Below are 23665 nucleotides of genomic sequence, written 5' to 3' on the forward strand. Positions count from 1 at the left end.
GGGAGATAACCGATGCAACGTTGCGGTTGGGTAAGCCAGGATCAGCTCTATATCGACTATCACGATCGGGAATGGGGCGTGCCGGAAACGGACGGCAAAAAACTTTTCGAGATGATCTGCCTGGAGGGTCAGCAGGCGGGTTTGTCATGGATTACGGTATTGAAGAAACGCGAAAACTACCGCAATGCCTTTCATCAGTTCGATCCCGTCCGGGTCGCCGCGATGACCGACGACGACGTGGAGCGACTGGTGCAGGATGCAGGCATCATCCGCCATCGCGGTAAGATCCAGGCCATTATCGGTAACGCACGCGCTTACCTGGCAATGGAACAAAACGGTGAACCGTTCTCAGAGTTTGTCTGGACGTTTGTGAATAACGATCCGCAAATCACGCAGGCCGCCACGCTCGCGGAAATTCCCGCCTCGACTCCGGCCTCGGACGCACTCTCGAAAGCGCTGAAAAAACGCGGCTTTAAGTTTGTCGGCTCCACCATCTGCTACGCCTTTATGCAGGCCTGTGGCCTGGTCAATGACCATGTTACCGGCTGCTTCTGTCATCCGGGAGGCCATCATGATCCGCAAATGGCAAAGTGATAATACCGCGTCGCTGTTGAGCCTATGGCTTGAAAGTACCACGGAAGCGCATCCGTTTATTGAGGCGAGCTACTGGAAAGAGAACGAAGCCATGGTGCGGGACGTTTATCTGCCGTCGGCCGAAACCTGGGTCTGGGAACAGGATGGCGAACCTTACGGGTTTATCAGCGTGATGCAGTCTCAGTTTGTCGGCGCACTATTTGTCGCACCGGCGTACATCGGCAAAGGCATCGGACGCGCGCTGCTGAACCACGTTCAACAGCGCTTCCCGCACTTAAGCCTGGAGGTGTATCAAAAAAATGTCCGGGCGGTGAATTTCTACCATGCTCAGGGCTTTCGCATCGAGGACAGCGCCTGGCAGGACGACACCCAACACCCGACGTGGATCATGAGCTGGCAGGCGGATCAAACGCCGTCAGAGTAAGCTCGGGGCCCTGATATTTCTCAACCCATGCCAGCGCCGTATTGCCTGCGCAGCCATTCCCCAGCTTCGAGCTGGGGAGATCTTTGGTCAGTACGTTAACGGCACCGTTTTTACAAATACCGCTCTCGTCCAGGTCCGGCCACGCGCCCTGGTGGATGCAGATCACGCCTGGTTTGATTCCGTCGCTCACCACCGCTCCGGCCAACACCTGCCCACGATGATTCCAGACGCGCACCAGATCGCCATCCGCAATCCCGCGCGCTTTCGCATCTTCAGCATGAAGCGTGATCGGCTCCCGCCCGGCGACCGCATACTGCTCGCGCAGCGACGAATAGTTAAGCTGGCTGTGCAGGCGATGCGCGGGGTGCGCGGATAACACCTGGAGCTGCTCCGGCTGGGCATTGCCGTGCCACTCATCCGGTTCAAGCCATGTGGGATGCGCAGGACAATCCGCGTACCCAAAGCGGGCAATGCGCTCACTGTAAATCACAATCTTTCCGCTCTCGGTTTTCAGCGGATGGTTCTCCGGGTCGCGACGGAAATCGGCGAAACGGACAAACTGCGCGTTCTGCTCGCTCTCCGGCATTTCGAAAATCGCGTTCGCTTCCCAGAATTCCGCAAACGGCGGCAGCGTCACCCCCTGGGCCGCACCGCGCTGAGCGGCAATCTGATAGAATGTTTCCAGCCACTCAAGATCGGTTTTCCCTTCGGTGAAACGCTCACGACCGCCTGCTTCCCACCGTTCGCTCAGTTCCGCAAATACGTCAAAATCATCACGCGCTTCATCCCGCGGTGCGACCACACGCTTCATCGGCACCATATGCTGATTGCTGTAGTCACCGGTCATGGTGAGATCGTTACGCTCGTACGAAGTCGTGGCCGGCAGCACGATATCGGCATGTTTGGCGGAGGCGGTCCAGAAGCATTCCGAAATCACCACCAGCTCCGGCTTCTGCCAGGCGCGGATAAGACGATTGGTATCCTGATGGTGCGTGAAATTCGCCCCACCCGCCCACCAGACAAACTTAATATCCGGGAAATGGCGGTCCAGACCGTTATGCTGATAAAATCCGCCCGGGTTTTCCAGGGCTTCAACAATACGCGCCACCGGAATTTTATCCACGGCATCAACGCCGCCCTTCACCGATCCCTGCATGGAGGCCAGCACGGCGGCTTTACGGGTGGGGTTGCCGCCATTGGCGAAGTGATAAGAGAGCCCAAACCCGCCGCCCGGCGTACCAATTTGCCCGAGCATCGCGGCAAGCGTCACCAGCATCCAGTGTTTTTGCTCGCCAAACTGCTGGCGCTGCATGCCCCAACCGGACATCAACATCGTGGCATTTTCATGGAACAATGCTGCCAGTTCACGGAGCTTGTCAGCAGGAATGCCACAAATACCTGCTGCCCACGCTGCCGTTTTGGCAACACCATCCGTTTTACCCGTCAGATAATCGGCGAATTTGTCGAAGCCCGATGTGCAACGCGCGAGGAAGTCGGCGTCGTGCCAGCCATTCTCTACCAGCGTGTGGGCGATACCCAGCATCATCGCCACGTCAGTACCCATATGCGGGGCGAGCCATTCGGCACTGTCACCAAAGAAATCCATGGTTTCAGAGCGCATGGGGTCAATACAGATGATGCGCTTACCGCTCTTGCGCAGCGCATCAAAATAGCCAATACCCTGCTCGTCGGAAGCATTCCAGGCAATTTTCAGCGTGTTGAGAGGGTTGGCACTCCACAGCACCACCACCTCGGTATGCTCCAGTACCAGCGGCCAGCTGGTCTGCTGCTGATAAACCTCATTACCACCGACGACGTACGGCATGATCGCCTGCGCCGCGCCGGTGGAGTAATCCCCCAGATGGCCCGTGTAGCCGCCGGCCAGGCTCATGTAGCGCTGCAGCAATGTCGATGCTTTATGCAGCACGCCGTTAGAACGCCAGCCGTAAGAGCCGGCAAAAATGGATGCTGGCCCATAGCTGTCGCGGATGCGCTTGTGCTGGGCGTGGATCAGCGCCAGCGCGTCATCCCAGCTCACACGCACAAACTCATCCTGACCACGAATGCCCTGCGGCTTGTCCGGCGAAGCCAGAAATCCTTTACGCACCATCGGCCAGCGCACGCGGGTTTTGCTGTGCACCTGATCGCGAACGACGGTCTGTAAAGAGTTAGGGTGTTGTGTTGGCAATGCCCCACGGGAAGACAGGACATTTTCGCCGTCGGTTTCGACCAGCATCGGCCCCCAGTGGGCGGCAGTCAGAATGGTTTTTGTTGAGGTGCTCAAAGCGTGCGCTCCTGGTTGCGTGCAGGTTTACGGTCTTGTTATTGAGGCCGTTTATGGTTTGTCACAAATTTCAGAGTTATCCCCGGAATTTTCTCCGTATCCGGACGTCATAATCAACTGCCACGTCCGTCGTGGCAAAGAATAAAAAGGATTAAGGAAAGAAGATGAAAAAACGCGTACTCGTTATTGCCGCTCTGGTGAGCGGTGCACTGGCGGTTTCTGGCTGCACAACAAACCCATACACCGGTGAACGCGAAGCGGGTAAATCCGGCATCGGCGCGGGTATCGGTTCACTGGTCGGGGCGGGTGTAGGTGCGCTCTCCTCCTCCAAAAAAGACCGCGGTAAAGGTGCGCTGATTGGCGCAGCGGCAGGCGCAGCGCTCGGTGGCGGCGTGGGTTATTACATGGATGTGCAGGAAGCGAAGCTGCGCGACAAAATGAAAGGCACAGGCGTGAGCGTCACGCGCAGCGGTGACAACATCATCCTGAATATGCCTAACAACGTGACCTTCGACAGCAGCAGCGCAACGCTGAAACCTGCCGGTGCGAATACCCTGACCGGCGTGGCGATGGTGCTAAAAGAGTACAACAAGACCGCCGTGAATGTGATTGGCTACACCGACAGCACCGGCAGCCAGGAGCTGAACATGCGTCTGTCTCAGCAGCGTGCTGATTCCGTGGCCAGCTCGCTGATCACCCAGGGCGTTGAAGCGAACCGTATCCGCACCAGCGGTATGGGCCCGGCAAACCCTATCGCCAGCAACAGCACGGCGGAAGGCAAAGCGCAGAACCGCCGCGTTGAGATTACGTTGAGTCCTGTGCAGTAAGTAGAAGCAAAACGGCAACATTCGTTGCCGTTTTAAGTGTTTGCGCCCTCTCCCGTGGGAGAGGGTTAGGGTGAGTGCATCAAGCAGCACCTTCCATAATGAACCACTTGCCATCGTTGATTTTCCCGCTAAGGTATTCTCACTAAAGTCAGGGAATTCAGTGATGAGCAAACCAACACGGGCCACCATCAGCGACGTGGCGAAAGCCGCCAGAACCGGTAAAACCAGTATTTCACGCTATCTCAACGGCGAGAAACACCTGCTTTCCGATGCGCTGCTGGCACGTATTGAACAGGCCATTGCCGATCTCGACTACCGCCCCAGCATCATGGCGCGCGGACTTAAACGTGGCCGTACCCGCCTTATCGGGCTTATCATCGCCGATATTACCAACCCCTACTCGGTAAACGTGCTGAGCGGTATCGAAGCCGCCTGTCGCGAGAAAGGTTTTACCCCGCTGGTCTGTAACACCAACAATGAGGTGGACCAGGAGCTGCATTATCTCGATCTGCTGCGCAGCTACCAGGTGGAAGGTATCGTGGTCAATGCCGTGGGTATGCGTGAGGAAGGGTTAAACCGGCTGCAACAGTCTTCCCTGCCGATGGTGCTCATCGATCGTAAAATCCCGGAATTCGCCTGCGACGTTGTCGGGCTGGATAATACCCAGGCGGCCACGACTGCCACCGAACATCTGATCGAACAGGGCTTCGAAGCAATTCTGTTCCTGAGCGAGCCGCTGGGCATGGTGAATACCCGTCGCGAGCGCCTGAATGCATTTCGTGCCACCCTGGAGCGTTATCCCGGAGTGATCGCCGAAAACGCCGAAACTCCGCTTCATGAAGCCGACCAGCTCGACAATACCCTGCGTCAGTTCCACACGCGCCATCGCGGGATGCGCAAAGCTGTGATTTCGGCCAATGGGGCGCTGACGCTTCAGGTCGCCCGCTCGCTCAAACGCATTGGCCTGCACTGGGGCAGCGATATCGGCCTGCTGGGCTTCGATGAACTGGAGTGGGCAGAACTGGCCGGGGTAGGCATCACCACGCTCAAACAGCCGACCTGGCAAATCGGCTATGCCGCTGTTGAACAAGTGGTTCGTCGCATTGAAGGGATCAGCGATGCCGTGCGCGAGCAGGTCTTTTCCGGCGAGCTGATTGTCCGCGGCTCCACCGCCCGTTAATTTCCCCTTGTGATGACGATCATAAATTCAACATCCTGAACTTTTCTTTGGAACCGGTTCCATCTAGCGTAATAGTATCGATGTACGTTTGATGGAGTTCCTGAATGGGCAGAAAAATAATGGTGGTCACCGCCGCGTATGGTGCGGATCAGGTACGACAGGCTGGCGGCCAACGGGCGATGTTGCCCGTAATTGCCGGTGCGGGTGCCGACGGCGTAGAGATCCGCCGGGAGCTGTTCAACAGCGAAGAGCTACAGGCGCTGCCTGCGCTGGGAGAATCCATTGAGCTGCTGGGCCTGCTGGCGTGTTATTCCGCACCCGCCCCCCTGTTTATGCCCGACGGTACCCTCAACCCCGACCTTCCCCGCTACCTTTCCGAAGCCAGCACGCTCAACGCGCTGTGGCTGAAGGTATCCCTGGGACATTTCAGCGGCACCCGGCCGCTTACCGCCCTGCGCGCTTTGCTCAATGAGAGCGGCATGGCACTGGTGGTGGAAAACGACCAGACCGACTGCGGCCAGCTTGCGCCGATGCAGCGCTTCCAGGCCGCCTGCCGGGAAATGGCGCTCCCCGTCACGCTGACCTTCGACATGGGGAACTGGCTGTGGGTCGGCGACTCACCGGAAGAAGCGGCAACCCGTCTGGCTCCGGCGGTCAGCTATATCCATGTGAAAGCCGCCGTACCGCATAAAGCGCAGTTCCGCGCCGTCGCGCCGGATCGCGCCGATGCGCGCTGGCTGGCCCTGCTCAGTCAGTTGCCTGCCGATGCCCCACGCGGGATCGAGTTCCCGCTGGAAGGGGCGGACTTAACCGCTGTCACCCGGCATTACGTTAACCTGCTGCGCGAGGAGTAAACCATGCACAAGACACTGGATGTGATCACTATCGGTGAAGCCATGGCGATGTTTGTCGCTACCGAAACCGGTGAGCTGAGCACGGTTGAGCACTTTATCAAACGCGTGGCAGGCGCAGAGCTGAATGTGGCAACGGGGCTGGCACGCCTCGGCCTGAAAACAGGCTGGGTCAGCCGCGTGGGTGACGACAGCTTTGGTCACTTCGTTCTTGATTCGCTGAAAAAAGAGGGGATTGATGCCGCAGGCGTAACGCTCGATGGACGCTTCCCGACCGGCTTTCAGCTTAAATCTAAAGTCGAAAATGGAACCGATCCCATCGTGGAATACTTCCGCAAAGGGTCGGCGGCAAGCCATCTCTCGGTGGAAGATTATCACGCCGACTACTTTGCGAGTGCACGCCATCTGCACCTGAGTGGTGTGGCAGCCGCGTTGTCAGCCAGCTCGTATGAACTGCTCGATCATGCCGCGACCACCATGAAGGCTCAGGGGAAAACGATCTCTTTCGATCCTAACCTGCGCCCGGTGTTGTGGAAAAGCGAGGCGGAGATGGTCGAGAAGCTGAACCGTCTGGCATTCCAGGCGGACTGGGTTCTGCCGGGGGTGAAAGAAGGCGTGATCCTCACCGGTGAAAATACGCCGGAAGGGATTGCCGATTTTTACCTGAATAAAGGGGTAAAAGCGGTGGTACTGAAAACCGGTGCCGATGGCGCATGGTTTAAAACCGCGGATGGTGAACAGGGCGCGGTCGCGGCCGTGAAGGTTGAGAACGTAGTCGATACCGTCGGCGCGGGCGATGGCTTTGCTGTCGGGGTCATTAGCGCCCTGCTGGAAGGCAAACTGCTACCGCAGGCCATCGCCCGGGGCAACTGGATCGGCTCGCTGGCCATTCAGGTGCAGGGCGACAGTGAAGGATTGCCGACGCGCGCGCAGCTTAAGGAATAAATCCCCTCTCCCGTGGGAGAGGGCCAGGGTGAGGGCAACGACCCGCACATATAATTAAACCACCGTGTACCCTACAGACAACGGCGGTAACAACCTCAACAACAGAGGCAAGCCTATGAACAGTTCGACCAATGCAGTAAAACGCTGGTGGTACATCATGCCAATCGTGTTTATCACGTACAGCCTGGCGTACCTTGATCGTGCCAACTTCAGTTTCGCATCCGCCGCGGGGATCACCGAAGACCTCGGGATCACCAAAGGTATTTCATCTCTGCTGGGCGCCCTTTTCTTCCTGGGCTACTTCTTCTTCCAGATCCCCGGCGCGATCTACGCCGAACGCCGCAGCGTGCGTAAGCTGATCTTCGTCTGTCTGATCCTGTGGGGCGCCTGCGCGTCGCTTACCGGCGTGGTCAATAATATCCCTGCCCTGGCCGCTATTCGCTTTATCCTTGGGGTAGTTGAGGCGGCGGTGATGCCCGCAATGCTGATCTACATCAGCAACTGGTTTACCAAATCTGAACGTTCCCGTGCGAACACCTTCCTGATCCTCGGTAACCCGGTCACCGTACTGTGGATGTCAGTGGTGTCCGGCTACCTGATCCAGTCTTTCGGCTGGCGTGAGATGTTTATCATCGAAGGGGTGCCGGCAATCATCTGGGCCTTCTGCTGGTGGGTGCTGGTAAAAGATAAGCCTGCTCAGGCGAAATGGCTCTCCGAAGATGAAAAAGCCGCACTGCAGGCGCAGCTGGATAAAGAGCAGCAAGGGCTGAAGGCGGTGCGTAACTATGGCGAAGCCTTCCGCTCCCGCAACGTGATCCTGCTGTGCGCGCAGTATTTTACCTGGAGTATCGGCGTGTACGGTTTCGTACTGTGGTTGCCGTCAATTATCCGCAGCGGCGGGGAAAATCTCGGTATGGTGGAAGTCGGCTGGCTCTCCTCCGTGCCCTATCTGGCGGCAACTATCGCGATGATCATCGTCTCCTGGGCATCGGACAAACTGCAAAATCGTAAGCTGTTTGTCTGGCCACTGCTGCTGATCGCTGCCTTTGCTTTCATCGGCTCCTGGGCCGTGGGCGCAAACCACTTCTGGGTCTCCTATACGCTGCTGGTGATTGCCGGTGCGGCGATGTACGCCCCGTATGGTCCCTTCTTCGCCATCATCCCGGAGATGCTGCCGCGTAATGTGGCAGGCGGCGCGATGGCACTGATTAACAGTATGGGTGCGCTCGGTTCGTTCTGCGGCTCCTGGTTCGTTGGTTACCTGAACGGTGCAACCGGCAGCCCGTCAGCCTCATACATCTTTATGGGAGTGGCGCTTTTCGCCTCAGTATGGCTTACTCTGATTGTTAAGCCTGCTAATAATCAACAACTCCCCGTCGGCGCACGCCACGCCTGAATCATTAAAAATCAACGGAGATAAGCATGAAGCCGTCCGTCATTTTGTATAAAGCACTGCCTGATGATCTGCAAAAACGCCTGGAAGAACACTTCGCCGTCACGCAGGTGAAGAACCTAAGCCCGGAGACGGTGGCACAACACGCCGGGGCGTTCGCCCGGGCCGAAGGCCTGCTGGGTTCAAGCGAAAAAGTGGATGTCGCGTTGCTGGAAAAAATGCCGAAGCTTCGTGCTACCTCAACCGTTTCCGTGGGTTACGACAATTTTGACGTGGACGCCCTCAACGCGCGCAACATCCTGCTGATGCATACACCACATGCCCTGACGGAGACGGTGGCCGACACGCTGATGGCGTTGATGCTCAGCACTGCCCGCCGCGTGGTGGAGGTGGCCGATCGCGTCAAAGCGGGCGAGTGGACAAAAAGCATCGGCCCGGACTGGTTCGGTGTGGATGTTTATGGCAAAACGCTGGGGATTGTTGGCATGGGCCGGATCGGCCTGGCACTGGCGCAGCGTGCGCATTTCGGTTTTAACATGCCGATTCTGTATAACGCACGTCGCCATCACAGCGAAGCCGAAGAACGCTTCAACGCCCGCTATTGCGAGTTGGATACGCTGTTGCAGGAAGCGGATTTTGTCTGTCTGATCCTGCCTCTGACGGACGAAACCCGGCATCTGATTGGCAAAGCGGCGTTTGAAAAGATGAAGAAATCCGCCATTTTCATCAATGCGGGTCGTGGCCCGGTCGTTGATGAGAAGGCGTTAATTGAGGCGCTACAAAACGGTGAGATCCATGCGGCCGGTCTGGACGTGTTTGAACAGGAGCCGCTGCCGGTGGATTCGCCGCTGCTTTCGCTGCCTAACGTGGTCGCGCTGCCCCATATTGGTTCTGCGACGCACGAGACGCGTTACAACATGGCGGCCACCGCGGTGGATAATCTGATCGCCGCGCTGAACGGAAACGTGGAGAAAAACTGCGTCAATCCACAGGTCCAACAGTAGAAACGAAAAAACCCGCCAGAAGGCGGGTTTTTAAATTCTTTGCTACTGGGTTGGAAGCTTACAGGCTTACAACGTTACCAGCTGCTGGGCCTTTAGCGCCGCTTTCGATGGTGAAGGACACTTTCTGACCTTCGTCCAGAGATTTGTAGCCATCGTTCTGGATAGCAGAGAAGTGTACGAACACGTCTTTAGAGCCATCGTCAGGAGTGATGAAGCCGAAACCTTTATCAGCGTTGAACCATTTTACCAGACCAGTCATTTTAGCAGACATAGAATTACCTTAATTAACAAATATATTGTGCCTTCCGGCTTGATGGGTTGCGTTACAGATTTTTAAGCGATGAAGGAAGGGTCACTACGAAGGGTATCTATGGATAACAATCTGGACTGCTTTACTAAACTGCTTTAGGTCTGTGTAACAAACCGACGCGAACAGTTATACCGATGTGGTAGAGGAATGACAAGCTTTATTTTAGTCATAAGTAAAAAACCCCGCCTGAAGCGGGGTTTTTTCGGTTTATTCTGTGGCAGCGACGGCTGCGCTCCACGCCTGACTAAAGGCCTGGTGCTGAGAGGCCAGCGGCCCAATCAGCGTATTGTACTGACTCGCCTGCTGCGAGGTTGGGAACTGAATACCGTTGGCAACAAAGCTCACCTGCGTTCCCTGCTGGGAGATAAAATCCCCTACCTGAACCAGCTGCTGCGTGAAGATCTGCGCGGCGGGGATCAGCGGTTGCAGGGCATCCGAAGGTTTGGTCACCACTTTCTCATATACTTTGTCGAAGACCGGTTTGAGATCGTCGCCCTGTTTCAGCGCGGAACGTGACGCGTCAGCCTGCATTTTCGCGTTCTGCAATTGCTGGCTCAGCACGCCGAGCGCACCGTTAGACTGGCGAAGCGGCTCACGTTGGGTGACATAATCCTGCGGGACACGGATGGCGTTAACGCTATCCACAACCGGACGAATGCCGGAGTCCATCGCCTGGCTTACCTGCTGTGAATAACCATACAGAATGGCGTAATCAGACACGAAGGGGCCAAACTGTTTTTTCTGATCCGCAGTCAGCGTCGGCAAACGCTCGCCGCTGCGCATCACTGTATTCTGCAGAAAATCGATAAACGCTTTGCGCTGATCGCCTTCTTTATCAAAACACCCACTCAGGCTAACAACCATCAACAACGCCGCAATAGGCGCAAACCAGCGAGAGCAGGACTTTCCTGTCGCCATTTCATTACTCCTTTCACCCAAAAAAGCGCACATCGGCACACGCGTGCCCAACGCTGACAAGGATAGTCCAGGTCAGCGCTGCAAGATACTCTTTTCATGCAAAACGGCTATTGCCATTTTATTTCTTACTCTTTACAAAAAAATACCTGGCGAAGCCGACATATGGTTAATCAGGTAATTAGCATAACTATCCGCATAGCTGAAACGGATAAAGCGATCGTTACCGCACGATTAATCACAAGCGTGATGATCCTTCGTTTGTATTAGGGACTATTCTTAATGGGCTCTCTGATGTTCTTGATCCCGGTGTGTGATTTAAGAGGAGTTCTCAATGGAATATAAAGATCCTGAGTTTGAGCTGCTGAGCAGCCTGGAACAGATTATTTTTAAAGATGTACCGCAGACAGTGACCCTGCAACAGAAATCCAATCCCTTTACAGAATATGAGCAATTGCGCAAAGGGACAGGTTTAAAAACAGATGAATTCGCCAGAGCGATGGGTGTCAGCGTAGCGATGGTGCTGGAGTGGGAGTCGAAACGAGAGAAACCCACGCCAACCGAGTTAAAGCTGATGCGCCTGATTCAGGCCAACCCTGCACTCAGCAAACAGATAGCGTGATGCAGTACCGTGAATTACCGCCCCCGCCTTTGCGGGGGTTTGTGTTTTAAAGGCCTTCACAACGCCAGCCCGTCTCCTCCCACACCAGTTCATGCGTTAACGCCAACCCTTGCAGAAAGCTTTCATCATGGGACACCACCAGCAGTGCTCCGGGGAAACCGGCCAGCGCCGCTTCAATCGCCTGGACCGAAGCCAGGTCCAGATGGTTGGTCGGTTCATCAAGCAGTAAAAGCTGCGTGGCATGCTCGCGCCACAACACGCAGGCCAGGGCGGCTTTCAGACGCTCACCTCCGCTCAACTCTGCCAGCGGCAGTGAGACTTTATCTGCCCCAAGTTGAAGCTGTGCCAGGCGGGTGCGCAGCGTCCCCTCTTCCAGCGGCGTATTGCTCAGATTGAGATGTGCCATCACCGACTGCGTCAGATCCAGCTGCGACAGGTGCTGATCGAGATACGCACACGTCACCGATACCTTACAACTGCCTGCACGGGGTGCGGTTTCACCGAGGATGACTTTTAACAGCGTTGATTTACCGCAGCCATTGGGCCCCCTGAGCGCCACGCGCATCGGGCCGTCCATCCGCCAGTTCATTGGCGGAAGTGAGACATGCGGCAATTGCAGTTCCTCCAGCACCAGCACCTGTTTTCCCTCAGCAATCTGGCTTCCCGGCAGGGTAAACATGATCGGGGCGTCCTCTTCAACCCGTTCCCGCGCCTTGTTTACCGCGGCATTCAGCGCATCGTTTTGATCGCTGTGCTGTTTTTTCCACGAGCCGATACGCTCTTTTGCCGCCGCTTTATATTTGACCCGCTCAAACGACGCGATATTCAGGGTATCGACCGTGCGTATGGTCTTCGCCGAACGCCGCTGGCTGTCATCATGCTCTTTTTGCATTCGCGCGCGGGTGCGTTTGCGCTCCGTTGCCGCATGCTCCAGCGCCGCGCGGGCAGCCTGCTGTTCGGCATCCCGTTGCTGTTTATAGTCTGCATAATTGCCGCCGTAGCTGCGCAGCCCGGAGGCGCTCAGCTCAAGAATACGTGGCACCTGCGCCAGTAGCTCACGATCGTGAGAGGCAACCAGCACGCCGCCCTGATAACGGCTCAACTGGTCGTAAAACCACGCCCGGCCTTGTCGATCCAGATGGTTGGTGGGTTCATCCAGCAACAGGAAATCCGCCTCAGCCGTAAATGCACCGCACAGCAGGGCACGGATCCGCTCGCCACCGCTGAATTCGGCGGCAGGTTTATCGGGGTCAAACGGTGGCAGTTTCGCCTGGAGAAACGCCTCGTTCAGGCGTTCTGCTAAATCCCAGTAGCCGTCGAGCATCTCCAGATCGTCAGGCTGGTAATCGCCGCGATCGATGCGCTTACGCGCTGCAAAAATCGCGTCATAACCAAGCAGTTCAGCAAGCGTTGTCTGTGGGGAGATATCCTGCTGTTGTGCCACATAGACATGTGAGGCAAAACGCTCAATATGACCACTGGCAGGTTCATCCAGCCCCGCCAGCATGCGCAGCAGACGCGTTTTCCCGCAGCCATTACGACCAACGAGCGCACACAGGGATGTCTCCAGAGAGAGGTTCAGCGGGCCAAAAAGAATATCGCCCGTCGCAAACTGACAGGTGACCTGATGCAAAATAAAAGAAGGGGACTGCGCAAAATGAGCCATAAGCACTCCTGAATGAAATCAAAACATCCCCTGCCGACGCGGTCGCGTTTAGCAAGGATCGAAATTCATCAGTCGTGTTTGTTCATTTTCGGAATGCGCTCCTGAGGGAGAAAGTTAACGCCGTTAAGGATAGCGGTAATATGTTGACCATTTCAAGATTAAATTTTCACCCGCACGCCATAAAAAAACCCGCCGAAGCGGGTTTTTAGCCTGTACATGCCCGGCGGGCACATTACTGCAGCAGCGAGATATCCGCCACGCGCAGGAACAGCTCGCGCAGTTTTTCGAGCATAGAGAGACGGTTAATACGCAGATCTTTATCTTCCACGTTGACCATCACTTTTTCGAAGAAGGCGTCGATAACGTCACGCAGTTCCGCCAGTTCTACCAGCGCTTCCTGATAACGGCCTTCTGCGAAGTATGGCTCCAGCTTGTCACGCAGCACCACAACCTGCATCGCCAGGGCGATCTCTTCCGGCTCTTTCAGCGTCGCGGCGTTCACACGCTCGTTCAGCGTTTCGTCAGATTTCGCCAGAATGTTGGAGACACGCTTGTTCGCCGCCGCCAGGGCAGATGCCGCTTCCAGCGTACGGAAGTGAGAAACCGCCTTCATACGCGCATCGAAGTCAGCCGGACGCGTTGGACGACGCGCCAGCACCGCCTGAATGGTATCCACGGTGTAACCTTCGTCCTGATACCACGCGCGGAAGCGACCGAGCATAAAGTCGATCACGTCATCCACCACGTTGGCATTGGTCAGCTTATCACCGTACAGACGCACCGCTTCTTCAGTCAGAGTCTGCAGATCGAGGTTCAGGTTCTTCTCAACGATGATACGCAGCACGCCCAGCGCCGCACGACGCAGCGCGAACGGGTCTTTATCCCCTTTCGGATGCTGGCCGATACCGAAGATCCCCGCCAGGGTATCCATTTTATCGGCAATCGCGACCGCACAGGCAACCGGGTTAGACGGCAGTTCATCGCCTGCAAAGCGCGGCTGATACTGTTCGTTCAGGGCGACCGCCACATCTTCCGCTTCGCCATCGTGACGCGCGTAGTGCATACCCATAACGCCCTGGGTGTCGGTAAACTCAAAGACCATATTGGTCATCAGGTCGCACTTGGAGAGCAGACCCGCACGGGTGGCATGGTTAACGTCCGCGCCAATTTCACGGGCGATCCAGCCGGACAGCTCCGCGATACGGTCGGTCTTGTCGCGCAGCGTACCCAACTGCTGCTGGAACAGCACGGTCTGCAGGCGCGGCAGGTTATCTTCCAGACGTTTTTTACGGTCGGTATTGAAGAAGAACTCCGCATCCGCCAGACGTGGACGCACCACTTTCTCGTTACCGGAGATAATCTGCTGCGGATCTTTCGATTCGATGTTCGCCACGAAGATAAAGTTTGGCAGCAGCTTGCCGTCGTTGGCATAAACCGGGAAGTATTTCTGGTCACCCTTCATGGTGTATACCAGCGCTTCTGCCGGAACCGCGAGGAATTTCTCTTCGAACTTCGCGGTCAGCACAACCGGCCATTCCACCAGCGAGGTGACCTCTTCCAGCAGGCTGTCGCTCAGGTCAGCGTTACCGCCAATCTTGCGCGCCGCCTCTTCAGCGTCGGCTTTGATTTTGGCTTTACGCTGTTCGTAGTCAGCAATGACTTTACCGCGCTCCAGCAGGATCTGCGGATACTGGTCGGCATTGTCGATGGTGAACTCTGGCTCGCCCATAAAGCGGTGGCCGCGAATGACGCGATCGGACGCGACGCCCAGAATGGTTGCCGGAATAACGGTGTCGCCCAGCAGCAGGGTCACGGTGTGTACCGGACGCACGAAGTGAACGTCGGACGCACCCCAGCGCATCAGCTTAGGAATGGGTAGCTTAGCCAGCGAAGTGGCGATCATGTTTGGCAGCAGTGCTTCGGCGCGTTCACCTTTTACGTGAGCGCGATACAGCAGCCATTCGCCTTTGTCAGTGGTCAGACGCTCGGCCTGGTCAACGGTAATACCGCAACCGCGCGCCCAGCCTTCTGCCGCTTTGCTTGGCTTGCCTTCCGCGTCGAACGCCTGGGCAATCGCCGGGCCACGTTTTTCCACTTCACGATCCGGCTGGGATGCCGCCAGGTTCGCCACTTTCAGCGCCAGACGACGCGGAGCAGCAAACCACTCAATTTTACCGTGCGCCAGGCCAGCGTTATCCAGCTCGGCAGTCACGTTCGCAGCAAAAGATTCAGCCAGGCTGCGCAGGGCTTTTGGTGGCAGCTCTTCGGTGCCAATTTCCACCAGGAAAGTTTTCTCAGACATGGCCGCCTCTTATTTGTTTCGGTTGCACATCGGGAAGCCAAGGGCTTCACGGGACGCGTAGTAAGCTTCTGCAACGGCTTTGGTCAGGGTACGAATACGCAGAATGTAGCGCTGACGTTCAGTCACGGAGATCGCTTTGCGGGCGTCCAGCAGGTTGAAGCTGTGGGCGGCCTTCAGAATACGCTCGTAGGCAGGCAGCGGCAGCGGAGTCTCCAGCGCCAGCAGCTGCTGCGCTTCTTTCTCGTACTGCTCAAAGCAGGTGAACAGGAAGTCCACATCCGCGTATTCGAAGTTATAGGTGGATTGTTCCACTTCGTTCTGATGGAACACGTCGCCGTAAGTGGTTTTACCCAGCGGGCCGTCGCTCCAGACCAGGTCGTAAACGCTGTCTACGCCCTGAATGTACATTGCCAGACGTTCCAGACCATAGGTGATTTCACCGGTGATCGGCTTACATTCCAGACCGCCAACCTGCTGGAAGTAGGTAAACTGGGTCACTTCCATGCCGTTCAGCCACACTTCCCAACCCAGACCCCAGGCACCCAGCGTTGGGTTTTCCCAGTTATCTTCCACGAAACGAATGTCGTGAATGGTCGGATCCATACCCAGCTCTTTCAGTGACCCAAGGTACAGTTCCTGAATATTGTCTGGCGATGGCTTAATGACCACCTGGAACTGATAGTAGTGCTGCAGACGGTTTGGGTTTTCGCCGTAACGGCCATCGGTCGGACGACGGGAAGGCTGCACATAAGCAGTCGCCATTGGCTCTGGCCCCAACGCGCGTAAGCTGGTCATCGGGTGTGAGGTGCCTGCGCCGACTTCCATGTCCAAAGGTTGAACAATGGTGCAGCCCTGGCGAGCCCAGTAATCCTGTAAGGTCAGGATCAGGCCCTGGAAGGTCTTGGTATCAAACTTTTGCATAGTATTTCGTGCTGGATACGTGTGGTTTTAAATGGAAGGGACCAGTATACCCGCTGGCTGCAAGATATACAGTACGAAACGGGGTTGTTTAGGGAAAATTGGGAAATAAGCGTTCGAGCCAGAACGCGGCGAGCGTCTGGCTGTCGATTATGCGAGCAGATTAGCGCATGGAGAGATGTAAAAACTGGCCGTCCGCATCAAACGAGCAGACAAAGCCCTCTTTACGAGAGGTATGGCCCCGAAGCTCATAGCTGCCCTGAAAACGCTCAAAGCCGGTGACATCAATTTTCTGAGTATCCAGGTTATAGCGGTGAGCCGCCTGATCTTTACACAGCTGTTCCATATTCAGCGAACGTTCCGGGCTCATTTTGCCCTGCTGCGCTTTTTGCGCAGGTGCTTCCTGAGGCGTACTGCATCCGGCCAGTACCACCAGCAGAAAGAGTGACCCCACACGCTTCATCATCATTTTTATTACCGACCCGGTCAGTGGCTGTTATTTTTAGTAGCAAAGCTTTTATAGATTACGGTCTGGCATTCTGCGAATCTCGCGATGGCCAGACAAGTCCGCGTTATAAAACTCAGATTTTTCCAAGGAAAGACTTTTACACAATAGCAGTCACACTCTATTTACAGGGAAAAGAGGAACTGATGCAGTCAAAAATTAGCTGGATTGATAATCTGCGAGGAATAGCGTGTCTGATGGTGGTGATGATCCACACGACGACCTGGTATGTTACGAACGCACACAGTATCAGCCCTGTTAACTGGGATGTCGCGAATATTCTCAACTCCGCGTCGCGTGTCAGCGTTCCGCTGTTCTTTATGATTTCCGGCTTTCTCTTTTTTGGCGAGCGTAGCGCACAACCGCGACATTTTATTCGTATCGCCGCGTGTCTCGGCTTTTATAGCGCCGTCGCGCTGATTTACATCACGCTGTTTACCTCCATTAGCCCCGGCCTGTCACTCAAATATCTGCTGCAAAAGCCGGTGTTTTACCACCTGTGGTTTTTCTTCGCCATTATCGTTATCTACCTGGTATCACCGTTGATTCAGGTAAAAAACGTCAGCGGAAAGATGCTTCTGGCGCTGATGGTGGTGATAGGCATCATCGCCAACCCGAATACCGTCTCACAAAAAATCGACGGTTTTGAGTGGCTACCGGTAAACCTCTACATCAATGGCGATACGTTTTACTACGTGCTCTACGGCATGCTGGGGCGCGCCATCGGGATGATGGATACCCAAAAGCGGGGTATCAGCTGGCTATGTGGCGCGTTGTTTATCATCGGGGTGATTATCATTTCACGCGGGACGCTGCACGAGCTGCAATGGCGCGGCAATTTTGCCGATACATGGTACTTGTATTGCGGGCCGATGGTCTTCATTTGTGCCGTTTCCCTGCTGACGCTCGTTAAAAACACCCTGAACGCGCGCCCTCTTCCCGTGCTGGGTTTTATCTCGCGGCACTCGCTGGGGATTTATGGTTTTCACGCGCTGGTGATCCACGCACTACGCACGAGAGGCGTTGAACTCAAAAGCTGGCCAGTGCTGGATATCGTCTGGATTTTCTCCGTCACACTGGTCGTGAGCCTGTTGCTGTCGATGCTGCTACAGAAGCTAGACACCCGCCGCTTCGTCAGTTGACGACGCGCTGTCGGGCCCGATGAAACTGGCGCGGGGAGGAAAACCCTGCCGCCAGTGAGGCCTGCTCCACGCCGCGCCCCTGCAATAGCCACTGCTCCGCCACCGCCAGACGCAACTGCTCCAGGTAATCGCGAACGCTTATCCCCAAATGCGTCTGGAAAAGACGGGTTAAATGGCGCGGGCTGACATGCGCCAGCGCGGCAATATCCGGCACGTTCCACGCTTTTTGCGGGTCTGCGGTTAGCGCATCCTGAGCACGGTGGATAGCCGGATGAAGATGATTGCGATAGCGTAACCATGGCGATAGCTGCGGATCGTCCCCGGACCGGCGGAACCAGACCACCATCTCGCGTGCCACGGCCAGCGCCTTTTCTGGCCCGCACAGACGGTTAATCATATGCAGCGCCAGGTCGATACCCGAGGTGATCCCTGCGCTGGTCCAGACATTCTCATCCTGCACGAATATCCGGTTCTCTTTGATCGTCGCCGTGGGGGCGGCAGCGCGTAAACGGCCGATAACCTCATGATGCGTTGTGCACTGCCGGTTGTTCAGCAGCCCTGATTTTGCTGCCAGCAAAGCCCCTGAGCAGACGCACATCACGGTGATATCCTGACGCTGAATAGCTGGCTGCAGGCGCATCAGCCAGTGCTGGATCTGCATCGCCTGCGGCGTAGAAAACTGAACGCGGGAGTCGCTTACACCAGGCAGAACCAGCAGGCTCCCTTCCGGAAGCCTTTCCGGTAATGGCGCGATACCGCACATCATCAAACCAATCGACGTTTGCACCTCAGGTTGCGGGCCAATGTAATGCAGACGAAACGCATCGCCTGCCAGGACAAAGGTTTCTGCCGGGCCAGCCATGTCTAATGACAACACCCCGGGCAACATAACGAACCAAACGTCGATGCGCATTACAGTGACTCCAGCGTCTCCGCTACCGTTTTAATCGCGGCAAATCGCCCTGACAGTACCGTTTCGGTACGATGACGAATTTCCGCAGCGCTAAGGGTTACGCCCTTGTACGTCATAGGAAACGTGAGCATTGCCTCGCTAACAAAGGTCACAGCATAACCCAGATCGGATGCCACCCGTGCGGTGGTTTCGCAGCACTGTTCAGTGCGAATACCGCATAGGATCAGCTGGTTGATATCACGCTCGCGCAGCCAGCGATCCAGGCCCGTATCCGTGAAGGCATTATGAACGTGTTTCTGGAAAACCACATCCGGCTGATGACGTAAAAAGGCCATCGGTTTGACATAGCCGCTTTGCAGTGAGAAAGGGCCTTTTTCATCCACATGGAAAATATCGACGACGGGAATACCGCGCGACTGGCAGCCTTCTGTCAGCCCCAGCATTGCCTGCTGAAAGGCCGGAACATCTTGCTCCTGCCAGTAATCGCGGTGATGAAAAGACTGTTGGGTATCGATATTGATTAATGCAATACGTGACATGATGGTGCTCCTCGCCAGTGGGTATAAATACATACTGGCGAGGAAACAGGCACGCGGACAGACCAAAAAAGGACATCCTCGTGCCTCTGACAGACAATCACGCTTATGACATCAGCGGCAGCAACTGCTGATAAATTTTGCGGAACACATCGCGCCTTTCAGCATATCGCGCGTGGCGAGTTGCGTCGGGCAGATGAGCCTGTTCCAGCGTGAGCTGTGGCAACAGTTGCGAAAGCGGTTTGTCCGGGTTCATGGCTATCTGCGCCAGCCGCGCGGCACCCAGCGCCGGGCCCACATCGCCCCCGGTACGATAGTCCAGCTGCAATCCACTGATATCAGAGAGCATCTGGCGCCAGTAGCTGCTGCGTGCGCCGCCGCCGATCAGGGTGATGCTTGCTGGTTTCAGGCCGCAGTCATGCACCACGTCCATTCCATCCGCCAGCGCATAGCCCACGCCTTCCAGAACCGCACGCGCCAGTTCCGCAGGACCGTGCTGATGGGTTAAGCCAAAAAATACCCCTTTCGCTTCCGGGTTGTTGTGCGGTGTACGCTCACCGGAGAGATACGGTAAAAACCAGACGGTACCAGCGTTTTCATCCGCCTGCTGTGCTGCGGTAATCAATGCCGGAACATCGGCCATCCCGGTCAGCTTCGCCGCCCAGTCCAGGCAAGAAGCTGCACTGAGCATCACCGACATCAAATGCCATTTTCCTGGCAGCGCATGGCAAAAACTGTGCACCGCGCTTTCCGGGTTGCTGCGATATCCGTCGCTGACGGCAAAATAGACGCCAGAGGTGCCGAGAGACAGCATGGCCTGGCCCGCATCAACCATGCCGACACCCACGGCGCCCGCCGCGTTATCCCCACCGCCAGCCACCACCGGCACAGCAGGCATATTCCAGCGTTCCGCTATGGCGGACTGTAAGGTGCCGGTAATTTCGCTGCCTTCAAAGAGTGCGGGCATATGCTCACGGGTGAGATGACAGGCATCCAGCATCGCCTCGCTCCAGTCGCGTTTCGCCACGTCGAGCCACATGGTGCCGGCGGCGTCGGACATGTCGCTGGCAAAATCCCCCGTCATGCGAAAACGCAGATAATCTTTTGGCAGTAAGACCTTCGCCACCTGACGGAAAATCTCCGGCTCATGGCGTTGCACCCAGAGGAGCTTCGGCGCGGTGAAGCCGGGCATCATCAGGTTGCCGGTGATGTCACGGGACGCAGGCACTCGCTCTTCAAGGAGTGCGCACTCTTCCGCACAGCGGCCATCGTTCCAGAGGATCGCAGGGCGCAGCACGCGATGCTGGCTGTCCAGCAGCGTAGCGCCGTGCATCTGTCCGGCGATACCCAGCGCGGTGACCTCACGCAAACTGTGCTGTTCACCTAACCCCTTGATTGCGCGATCCGTCGCTTGCCACCACTGCTCCGGATCCTGTTCCGACCATAACGGATGCGGACGCGAAACCTGCAGTTTTTCAGTCTGCGTTGCCAACACGTCACCCTGCTCGCTTAAGAGGATGGCTTTCACACCCGATGTGCCAAGATCAATCCCGATATACATTGTGGTGGCTCCTTTGACAGAAATGCCCGGTGGCGCTTCCGCTTACCGGGCCTACGTTTTTACTTGTCGAACAAATAGTGATTAACCAGATTTTCCAGCAGTTCCTGGTGTCCGCTCTGATGCTGCGGCGCCAGCTGATGTTGTTCAGCGTACTTAGCGATTTCCGCAAGCGATAACTGGCCTTTCAAAATTTGCTGGCCCAGCTCACTGTTCCAGCCGCTATAACGCTTCGCGACACGTTTATCCAGCTCACCGTCTTCAATCATGCGCGCAGCGACTTTTAGCGCCAGCGCCATGGTATCCATCGCGCCGATGTGTCCGTAGAACAGATCGTATTTATCGGTGCTCTGACGACGCACTTTGGCGTCAAAGTTCAGGCCGCCGGTAGTGAAACCACCCGCTTTGATGATTTCATACATCACCAGCGCATTCTCTTCCACGCTGTTCGGGAACTGGTCGGTATCCCAGCCCAGCTGCGCATCACCACGGTTAGCATCGACCGATCCGAAGATGCCCAGCGCAATGGCAGACGCAATTTCGTGATGGAAAGAGTGGCCCGCCAGGGTGGCATGGTTGGCTTCAATGTTAACTTTAATCTCTTTTTCCAGGCCGAACTGCTTCAGGAAGCCGTACACAGTCGCGACGTCGTAATCGTACTGGTGCTTGGTTGGTTCCTGTGGCTTCGGTTCAATCAGCAGCGTGCCGCGGAAACCGATTTTATGCTTATGCTCAACCACCATCTGCATGAAGCGGCCAATCTGCTCGCGCTCCTGACGCAGATCGGTATTAAGCAGGGTTTCATAACCCTCACGTCCGCCCCACAGAACATAGTTCTCGCCGCCCAACTGATGCGTGGCGTTCATTGCGGTCACGACCTGCGTGGCCGCCCAGCTAAATACTTCTGGATCCGGGTTAGTTGCTGCCCCGGCACCATAGCGAGGGTTCGTGAAGCAGTTAGCCGTGCCCCACAGCAGCTTCACGCCACTTTGCTGCTGCTTCGCCGCCAGCACATCCACCATCTGCGCAAAGTTGTTCAGGTACTCTTTCAGCGATGCGCCTTCCGGCGACACATCCACGTCATGGAAGCAGTAATACGGCACGTTCAGCTTGTGGAAGAATTCAAATGCCACATCCGCTTTGCGCTTCGCCAGCTCGATAGCCTCTCCCGGCTGTTGCCACGGGCGGTCAAAGGAACCCACACCGAACATATCGGCGCCGTTCCAGCAGAAGGTATGCCAGTAACAGGCGGCAAAGCGCAGATGATCTTCCATGCGCTTACCCAGCACCAGCTCATCCGGGTTGTAGTGACGAAATGCTAAAGGATTGGTCGTTTTCGGGCCTTCGTAACGAACACGATCGAGTTGGTCGAAATAAGCTTGCATATTGAGCTCCATAATCAGGGTATGCGGCGAGTCGTTGATACAGGAGTAATAGTGAATAGACATTTTGGGTTGCTCAATTACGTTATTTCACACTGCTATTGAGAGAATGCGCAACTGTGCGCTGGCTCGCAAAATAATGCGCAAGCAAACTATTTTTCGGCGCAGATTCCATAATCAAATGTAATTAAGACCTTACGTATTTTAAAATCCGATCGCGGTCATAAATTCAGAAATAAACCAAATATCGTAATGAGAAGATAAAAATCTGTAATTGCCAGCCCGCCTTTCCGCGTTAAAAATTTGCTGCGTCTAAGCAGTGAATGTTTCTTTTATCTCAGCAACACATACCCCTACAAAAGGCCTAATAATTATGAAGATAAAGAACCTTACCCTAACGCTCTGCACTACTCTCCTCCTTGCAAGCTTTGCAGGACATGCCAAAGAGGTCAAAATTGGCATGGCGATTGACGACCTGCGTCTGGAGCGCTGGCAAAAAGATCGCGATATTTTTGTAAAAAAAGCGGAATCACTTGGCGCAAGTGTGTTTGTGCAGTCTGCAAATGGCAACGAAGAAACGCAGATGTCGCAAATTGAGAATATGATTAACCGTGGCGTTGATGTACTGATCATTATCCCTTATAACGGCCAGGTATTAAGTAACGTCGTGAAAGAAGCGAAGCAAGAAGGGATTAAAGTTCTGGCGTATGACCGCATGATTAATAATGCGGACATTGATTATTATATTTCGTTCGACAATGAAAAAGTGGGCGAACTGCAGGCAAAAAGCCTGGTCGATAAAGTGCCGCAGGGCAATTATTTCCTGATGGGCGGCTCACCGGTGGATAACAACGCCAAACTGTTCCGTGAAGGCCAGATGAAAGTCCTCAAGCCGTATATCGACAGCGGCAAGATTAAAGTGGTTGGCGATCAGTGGGCGGACGGCTGGTTGCCTGAAAACGCGCTGAAAATTATGGAAAACGCGCTAACCGCGAATAACAACAAAATTGATGCCGTCGTCGCCTCCAACGACGCCACCGCCGGGGGTGCCATTCAGGCGCTGAGCGCGCAGGGGCTGGCCGGGAAAGTGGCCATTTCAGGCCAGGATGCGGATCTCGCCGGTGTAAAACGCATCATTGCGGGCACCCAGACCATGACGGTGTATAAGCCCATCACTGAACTGGCCAACACGGCTGCAGAGATCGCCGTAGAGCTGGGGAACGGTAAACAACCGAAAGCCGACGCGACGCTGAACAACGGTCTGAAAGATGTGCCGGCACGCCTGCTCACGCCAATTGAAGTCAATAAAGAGAACATTGACGCCACCGTTATCAAAGACGGTTTCCACAAGAAGAGTGAACTGTAATCCAGCGCAGCCCCTGCCCTGCGGGGGC

General features: G+C 55.7%; 22 protein-coding genes. 11 read left to right on the top strand and 11 right to left on the bottom strand.

From position 1 onward, the window contains the following. Positions 1-12: 12 nt before the first annotated feature. Both tag and ACOTZF_RS11770 read left to right on the top strand, forming a co-directional pair. The gene (gene tag, locus ACOTZF_RS11765) at positions 13-594 is read left to right on the top strand and encodes a DNA-3-methyladenine glycosylase I (protein ID WP_013094984.1); all 582 of its coding nucleotides are present in this window, start codon (positions 13-15) and stop codon (positions 592-594) included. Then, the gene (locus ACOTZF_RS11770; RefSeq protein WP_029882720.1) at positions 572-1018 is read left to right on the top strand and encodes an N-acetyltransferase; all 447 of its coding nucleotides are present in this window, start codon (positions 572-574) and stop codon (positions 1016-1018) included. Before tag ends, ACOTZF_RS11770 begins: the two co-directional genes overlap by 23 nt. On the opposite strand, the gene ACOTZF_RS11775 is transcribed toward ACOTZF_RS11770, so the two are convergent. Beyond that, positions 981-3302 carry a molybdopterin guanine dinucleotide-containing S/N-oxide reductase gene (locus ACOTZF_RS11775; RefSeq protein WP_029882719.1) on the bottom strand — a complete coding sequence of 774 codons (2322 nt, stop codon included), beginning with the start codon at positions 3300-3302 and terminating at the stop codon, positions 981-983. The two genes, ACOTZF_RS11770 and ACOTZF_RS11775, sit on opposite strands and share 38 nt — an antisense overlap. Positions 3303-3466: 164 nt before the next feature. Between ACOTZF_RS11775 and ACOTZF_RS11780 the strand changes: the two genes are divergently transcribed. The 6 genes from ACOTZF_RS11780 (at position 3467) to ghrB (ending at position 9502) form a co-directional block, all read left to right on the top strand. Further along, positions 3467-4129 carry an OmpA family lipoprotein gene (locus tag ACOTZF_RS11780; protein ID WP_023620074.1) on the top strand — a complete coding sequence of 221 codons (663 nt, stop codon included), beginning with the start codon at positions 3467-3469 and terminating at the stop codon, positions 4127-4129. A gap of 163 nt (positions 4130-4292) precedes the next feature. Continuing rightward, on the top strand, positions 4293-5309 hold the full coding sequence (locus ACOTZF_RS11785) for a LacI family DNA-binding transcriptional regulator (RefSeq protein ID WP_013094979.1): 1017 nt from the start codon (positions 4293-4295) through the stop codon (positions 5307-5309). 104 nt (positions 5310-5413) lie between these two features. Beyond that, a complete protein-coding gene (locus ACOTZF_RS11790) occupies positions 5414-6163 on the top strand; it encodes a sugar phosphate isomerase/epimerase family protein (protein WP_023620073.1) in 750 nt (249 codons plus the stop codon). A 3-nt stretch (positions 6164-6166) separates the two neighbouring features. Continuing rightward, a complete protein-coding gene (locus tag ACOTZF_RS11795) occupies positions 6167-7105 on the top strand; it encodes a sugar kinase (protein WP_129253390.1) in 939 nt (312 codons plus the stop codon). A gap of 115 nt (positions 7106-7220) precedes the next feature. Beyond that, on the top strand, positions 7221-8501 hold the full coding sequence (locus tag ACOTZF_RS11800; protein WP_013094976.1) for an MFS transporter: 1281 nt from the start codon (positions 7221-7223) through the stop codon (positions 8499-8501). A 26-nt stretch (positions 8502-8527) separates the two neighbouring features. Further along, positions 8528-9502: a glyoxylate/hydroxypyruvate reductase GhrB gene (gene ghrB, locus ACOTZF_RS11805; RefSeq protein ID WP_129253392.1), complete on the top strand. Its 975-nt coding sequence runs from the start codon at positions 8528-8530 to the stop codon at positions 9500-9502. 58 nt (positions 9503-9560) lie between these two features. Here ghrB and cspE read toward each other — a convergent pair whose 3' ends face one another. Both cspE and ACOTZF_RS11815 read right to left on the bottom strand, forming a co-directional pair. After that, the gene (cspE, locus tag ACOTZF_RS11810) at positions 9561-9773 is read right to left on the bottom strand and encodes a transcription antiterminator/RNA stability regulator CspE (protein WP_003860775.1); all 213 of its coding nucleotides are present in this window, start codon (positions 9771-9773) and stop codon (positions 9561-9563) included. Positions 9774-10019: 246 nt separating this feature from the next. Further along, positions 10020-10730, bottom strand: coding sequence for a DUF3053 domain-containing protein (locus ACOTZF_RS11815; protein WP_013094974.1), 711 nt, complete (start codon positions 10728-10730; stop codon positions 10020-10022). A gap of 331 nt (positions 10731-11061) precedes the next feature. Here ACOTZF_RS11815 and ACOTZF_RS11820 point away from each other — a divergent pair, with 331 nt between their 5' ends. Continuing rightward, positions 11062-11349, top strand: a complete 288-nt coding sequence (locus ACOTZF_RS11820) for an HTH-type transcriptional regulator (protein ID WP_013094972.1) — start codon at positions 11062-11064, stop codon at positions 11347-11349. A 46-nt stretch (positions 11350-11395) separates the two neighbouring features. Here the strand turns inward: ACOTZF_RS11820 and ACOTZF_RS11825 are convergent, their stop codons facing one another. The 4 genes from ACOTZF_RS11825 to ACOTZF_RS11840 all read right to left on the bottom strand — a co-directional run bounded on the left by ACOTZF_RS11825 (position 11396) and on the right by ACOTZF_RS11840 (position 16704). After that, complete coding sequence (locus ACOTZF_RS11825) at positions 11396-13015, bottom strand: ABC-F family ATP-binding cassette domain-containing protein (protein WP_129253394.1); 1620 nt, start codon at positions 13013-13015, stop codon at positions 11396-11398. Positions 13016-13247: 232 nt separating this feature from the next. Continuing rightward, the gene (glyS, locus tag ACOTZF_RS11830) at positions 13248-15317 is read right to left on the bottom strand and encodes a glycine--tRNA ligase subunit beta (RefSeq protein ID WP_013094970.1); all 2070 of its coding nucleotides are present in this window, start codon (positions 15315-15317) and stop codon (positions 13248-13250) included. Between the two features lie 9 nt (positions 15318-15326). Beyond that, positions 15327-16238 (bottom strand): glycine--tRNA ligase subunit alpha, encoded by a 912-nt coding sequence (gene glyQ, locus ACOTZF_RS11835; protein WP_003860141.1) that lies wholly within the window; start codon positions 16236-16238, stop codon positions 15327-15329. A 160-nt stretch (positions 16239-16398) separates the two neighbouring features. After that, a complete protein-coding gene (locus ACOTZF_RS11840) occupies positions 16399-16704 on the bottom strand; it encodes a YsaB family lipoprotein (protein ID WP_023620070.1) in 306 nt (101 codons plus the stop codon). Between the two features lie 182 nt (positions 16705-16886). On the opposite strand from ACOTZF_RS11840, the gene ACOTZF_RS11845 reads away from it, so the two are divergent. Further along, positions 16887-17882 (top strand): acyltransferase, encoded by a 996-nt coding sequence (locus ACOTZF_RS11845; protein WP_013094968.1) that lies wholly within the window; start codon positions 16887-16889, stop codon positions 17880-17882. On the opposite strand, the gene ACOTZF_RS11850 is transcribed toward ACOTZF_RS11845, so the two are convergent. From ACOTZF_RS11850 to xylA, 4 genes are all read right to left on the bottom strand, one after another. Beyond that, the gene (locus tag ACOTZF_RS11850) at positions 17875-18795 is read right to left on the bottom strand and encodes a GlxA family transcriptional regulator (protein WP_129253396.1); all 921 of its coding nucleotides are present in this window, start codon (positions 18793-18795) and stop codon (positions 17875-17877) included. The genes ACOTZF_RS11845 and ACOTZF_RS11850 overlap by 8 nt on opposite strands. Further along, positions 18795-19334, bottom strand: coding sequence for an isochorismatase family protein (locus ACOTZF_RS11855; protein ID WP_020686540.1), 540 nt, complete (start codon positions 19332-19334; stop codon positions 18795-18797). The genes ACOTZF_RS11850 and ACOTZF_RS11855 overlap by 1 nt, the downstream gene beginning before the upstream one ends. Before the next feature lie 103 nt (positions 19335-19437). Continuing rightward, positions 19438-20892: a xylulokinase gene (xylB, locus tag ACOTZF_RS11860; RefSeq protein ID WP_038982531.1), complete on the bottom strand. Its 1455-nt coding sequence runs from the start codon at positions 20890-20892 to the stop codon at positions 19438-19440. Positions 20893-20951: 59 nt separating this feature from the next. Further along, positions 20952-22274: a xylose isomerase gene (gene xylA / locus ACOTZF_RS11865; RefSeq protein ID WP_014830210.1), complete on the bottom strand. Its 1323-nt coding sequence runs from the start codon at positions 22272-22274 to the stop codon at positions 20952-20954. A gap of 370 nt (positions 22275-22644) precedes the next feature. Here xylA and xylF point away from each other — a divergent pair, with 370 nt between their 5' ends. Further along, positions 22645-23637, top strand: coding sequence for a D-xylose ABC transporter substrate-binding protein (xylF, locus tag ACOTZF_RS11870; protein ID WP_129253398.1), 993 nt, complete (start codon positions 22645-22647; stop codon positions 23635-23637). Positions 23638-23665: the final 28 nt, after the last annotated feature.

Origin of the sequence: Enterobacter cloacae complex sp. SHL021 (assembly GCF_049237765.1) — a bacterium.
Lineage (GTDB): Bacteria > Pseudomonadota > Gammaproteobacteria > Enterobacterales > Enterobacteriaceae > Enterobacter > Enterobacter cloacae.

Bases quoted from the DNA above. Each gene is read 5' to 3' on its own strand.
- tag (WP_013094984.1), top strand. From the start codon at position 13: ATGCAACGTTGCGGTTGGGTAAGCCAGGATCAGCTCTATATCGACTAT.
- ACOTZF_RS11770 (WP_029882720.1), top strand. From the start codon at position 572: ATGATCCGCAAATGGCAAAGTGATAATACCGCGTCGCTGTTGAGCCTA.
- ACOTZF_RS11780 (WP_023620074.1), top strand. From the start codon at position 3,467: ATGAAAAAACGCGTACTCGTTATTGCCGCTCTGGTGAGCGGTGCACTG.
- ACOTZF_RS11785 (WP_013094979.1), top strand. From the start codon at position 4,293: ATGAGCAAACCAACACGGGCCACCATCAGCGACGTGGCGAAAGCCGCC.
- ACOTZF_RS11790 (WP_023620073.1), top strand. From the start codon at position 5,414: ATGGGCAGAAAAATAATGGTGGTCACCGCCGCGTATGGTGCGGATCAG.
- ACOTZF_RS11795 (WP_129253390.1), top strand. From the start codon at position 6,167: ATGCACAAGACACTGGATGTGATCACTATCGGTGAAGCCATGGCGATG.
- ACOTZF_RS11800 (WP_013094976.1), top strand. From the start codon at position 7,221: ATGAACAGTTCGACCAATGCAGTAAAACGCTGGTGGTACATCATGCCA.
- ghrB (WP_129253392.1), top strand. From the start codon at position 8,528: ATGAAGCCGTCCGTCATTTTGTATAAAGCACTGCCTGATGATCTGCAA.
- cspE (WP_003860775.1), bottom strand. From the start codon at position 9,773: ATGTCTGCTAAAATGACTGGTCTGGTAAAATGGTTCAACGCTGATAAA.
- ACOTZF_RS11815 (WP_013094974.1), bottom strand. From the start codon at position 10,730: ATGGCGACAGGAAAGTCCTGCTCTCGCTGGTTTGCGCCTATTGCGGCG.
- ACOTZF_RS11820 (WP_013094972.1), top strand. From the start codon at position 11,062: ATGGAATATAAAGATCCTGAGTTTGAGCTGCTGAGCAGCCTGGAACAG.
- ACOTZF_RS11825 (WP_129253394.1), bottom strand. From the start codon at position 13,015: ATGGCTCATTTTGCGCAGTCCCCTTCTTTTATTTTGCATCAGGTCACC.
- glyS (WP_013094970.1), bottom strand. From the start codon at position 15,317: ATGTCTGAGAAAACTTTCCTGGTGGAAATTGGCACCGAAGAGCTGCCA.
- glyQ (WP_003860141.1), bottom strand. From the start codon at position 16,238: ATGCAAAAGTTTGATACCAAGACCTTCCAGGGCCTGATCCTGACCTTA.
- ACOTZF_RS11840 (WP_023620070.1), bottom strand. From the start codon at position 16,704: ATGATGATGAAGCGTGTGGGGTCACTCTTTCTGCTGGTGGTACTGGCC.
- ACOTZF_RS11845 (WP_013094968.1), top strand. From the start codon at position 16,887: ATGCAGTCAAAAATTAGCTGGATTGATAATCTGCGAGGAATAGCGTGT.
- ACOTZF_RS11850 (WP_129253396.1), bottom strand. From the start codon at position 18,795: ATGCGCATCGACGTTTGGTTCGTTATGTTGCCCGGGGTGTTGTCATTA.
- ACOTZF_RS11855 (WP_020686540.1), bottom strand. From the start codon at position 19,334: ATGTCACGTATTGCATTAATCAATATCGATACCCAACAGTCTTTTCAT.
- xylB (WP_038982531.1), bottom strand. From the start codon at position 20,892: ATGTATATCGGGATTGATCTTGGCACATCGGGTGTGAAAGCCATCCTC.
- xylA (WP_014830210.1), bottom strand. From the start codon at position 22,274: ATGCAAGCTTATTTCGACCAACTCGATCGTGTTCGTTACGAAGGCCCG.
- xylF (WP_129253398.1), top strand. From the start codon at position 22,645: ATGAAGATAAAGAACCTTACCCTAACGCTCTGCACTACTCTCCTCCTT.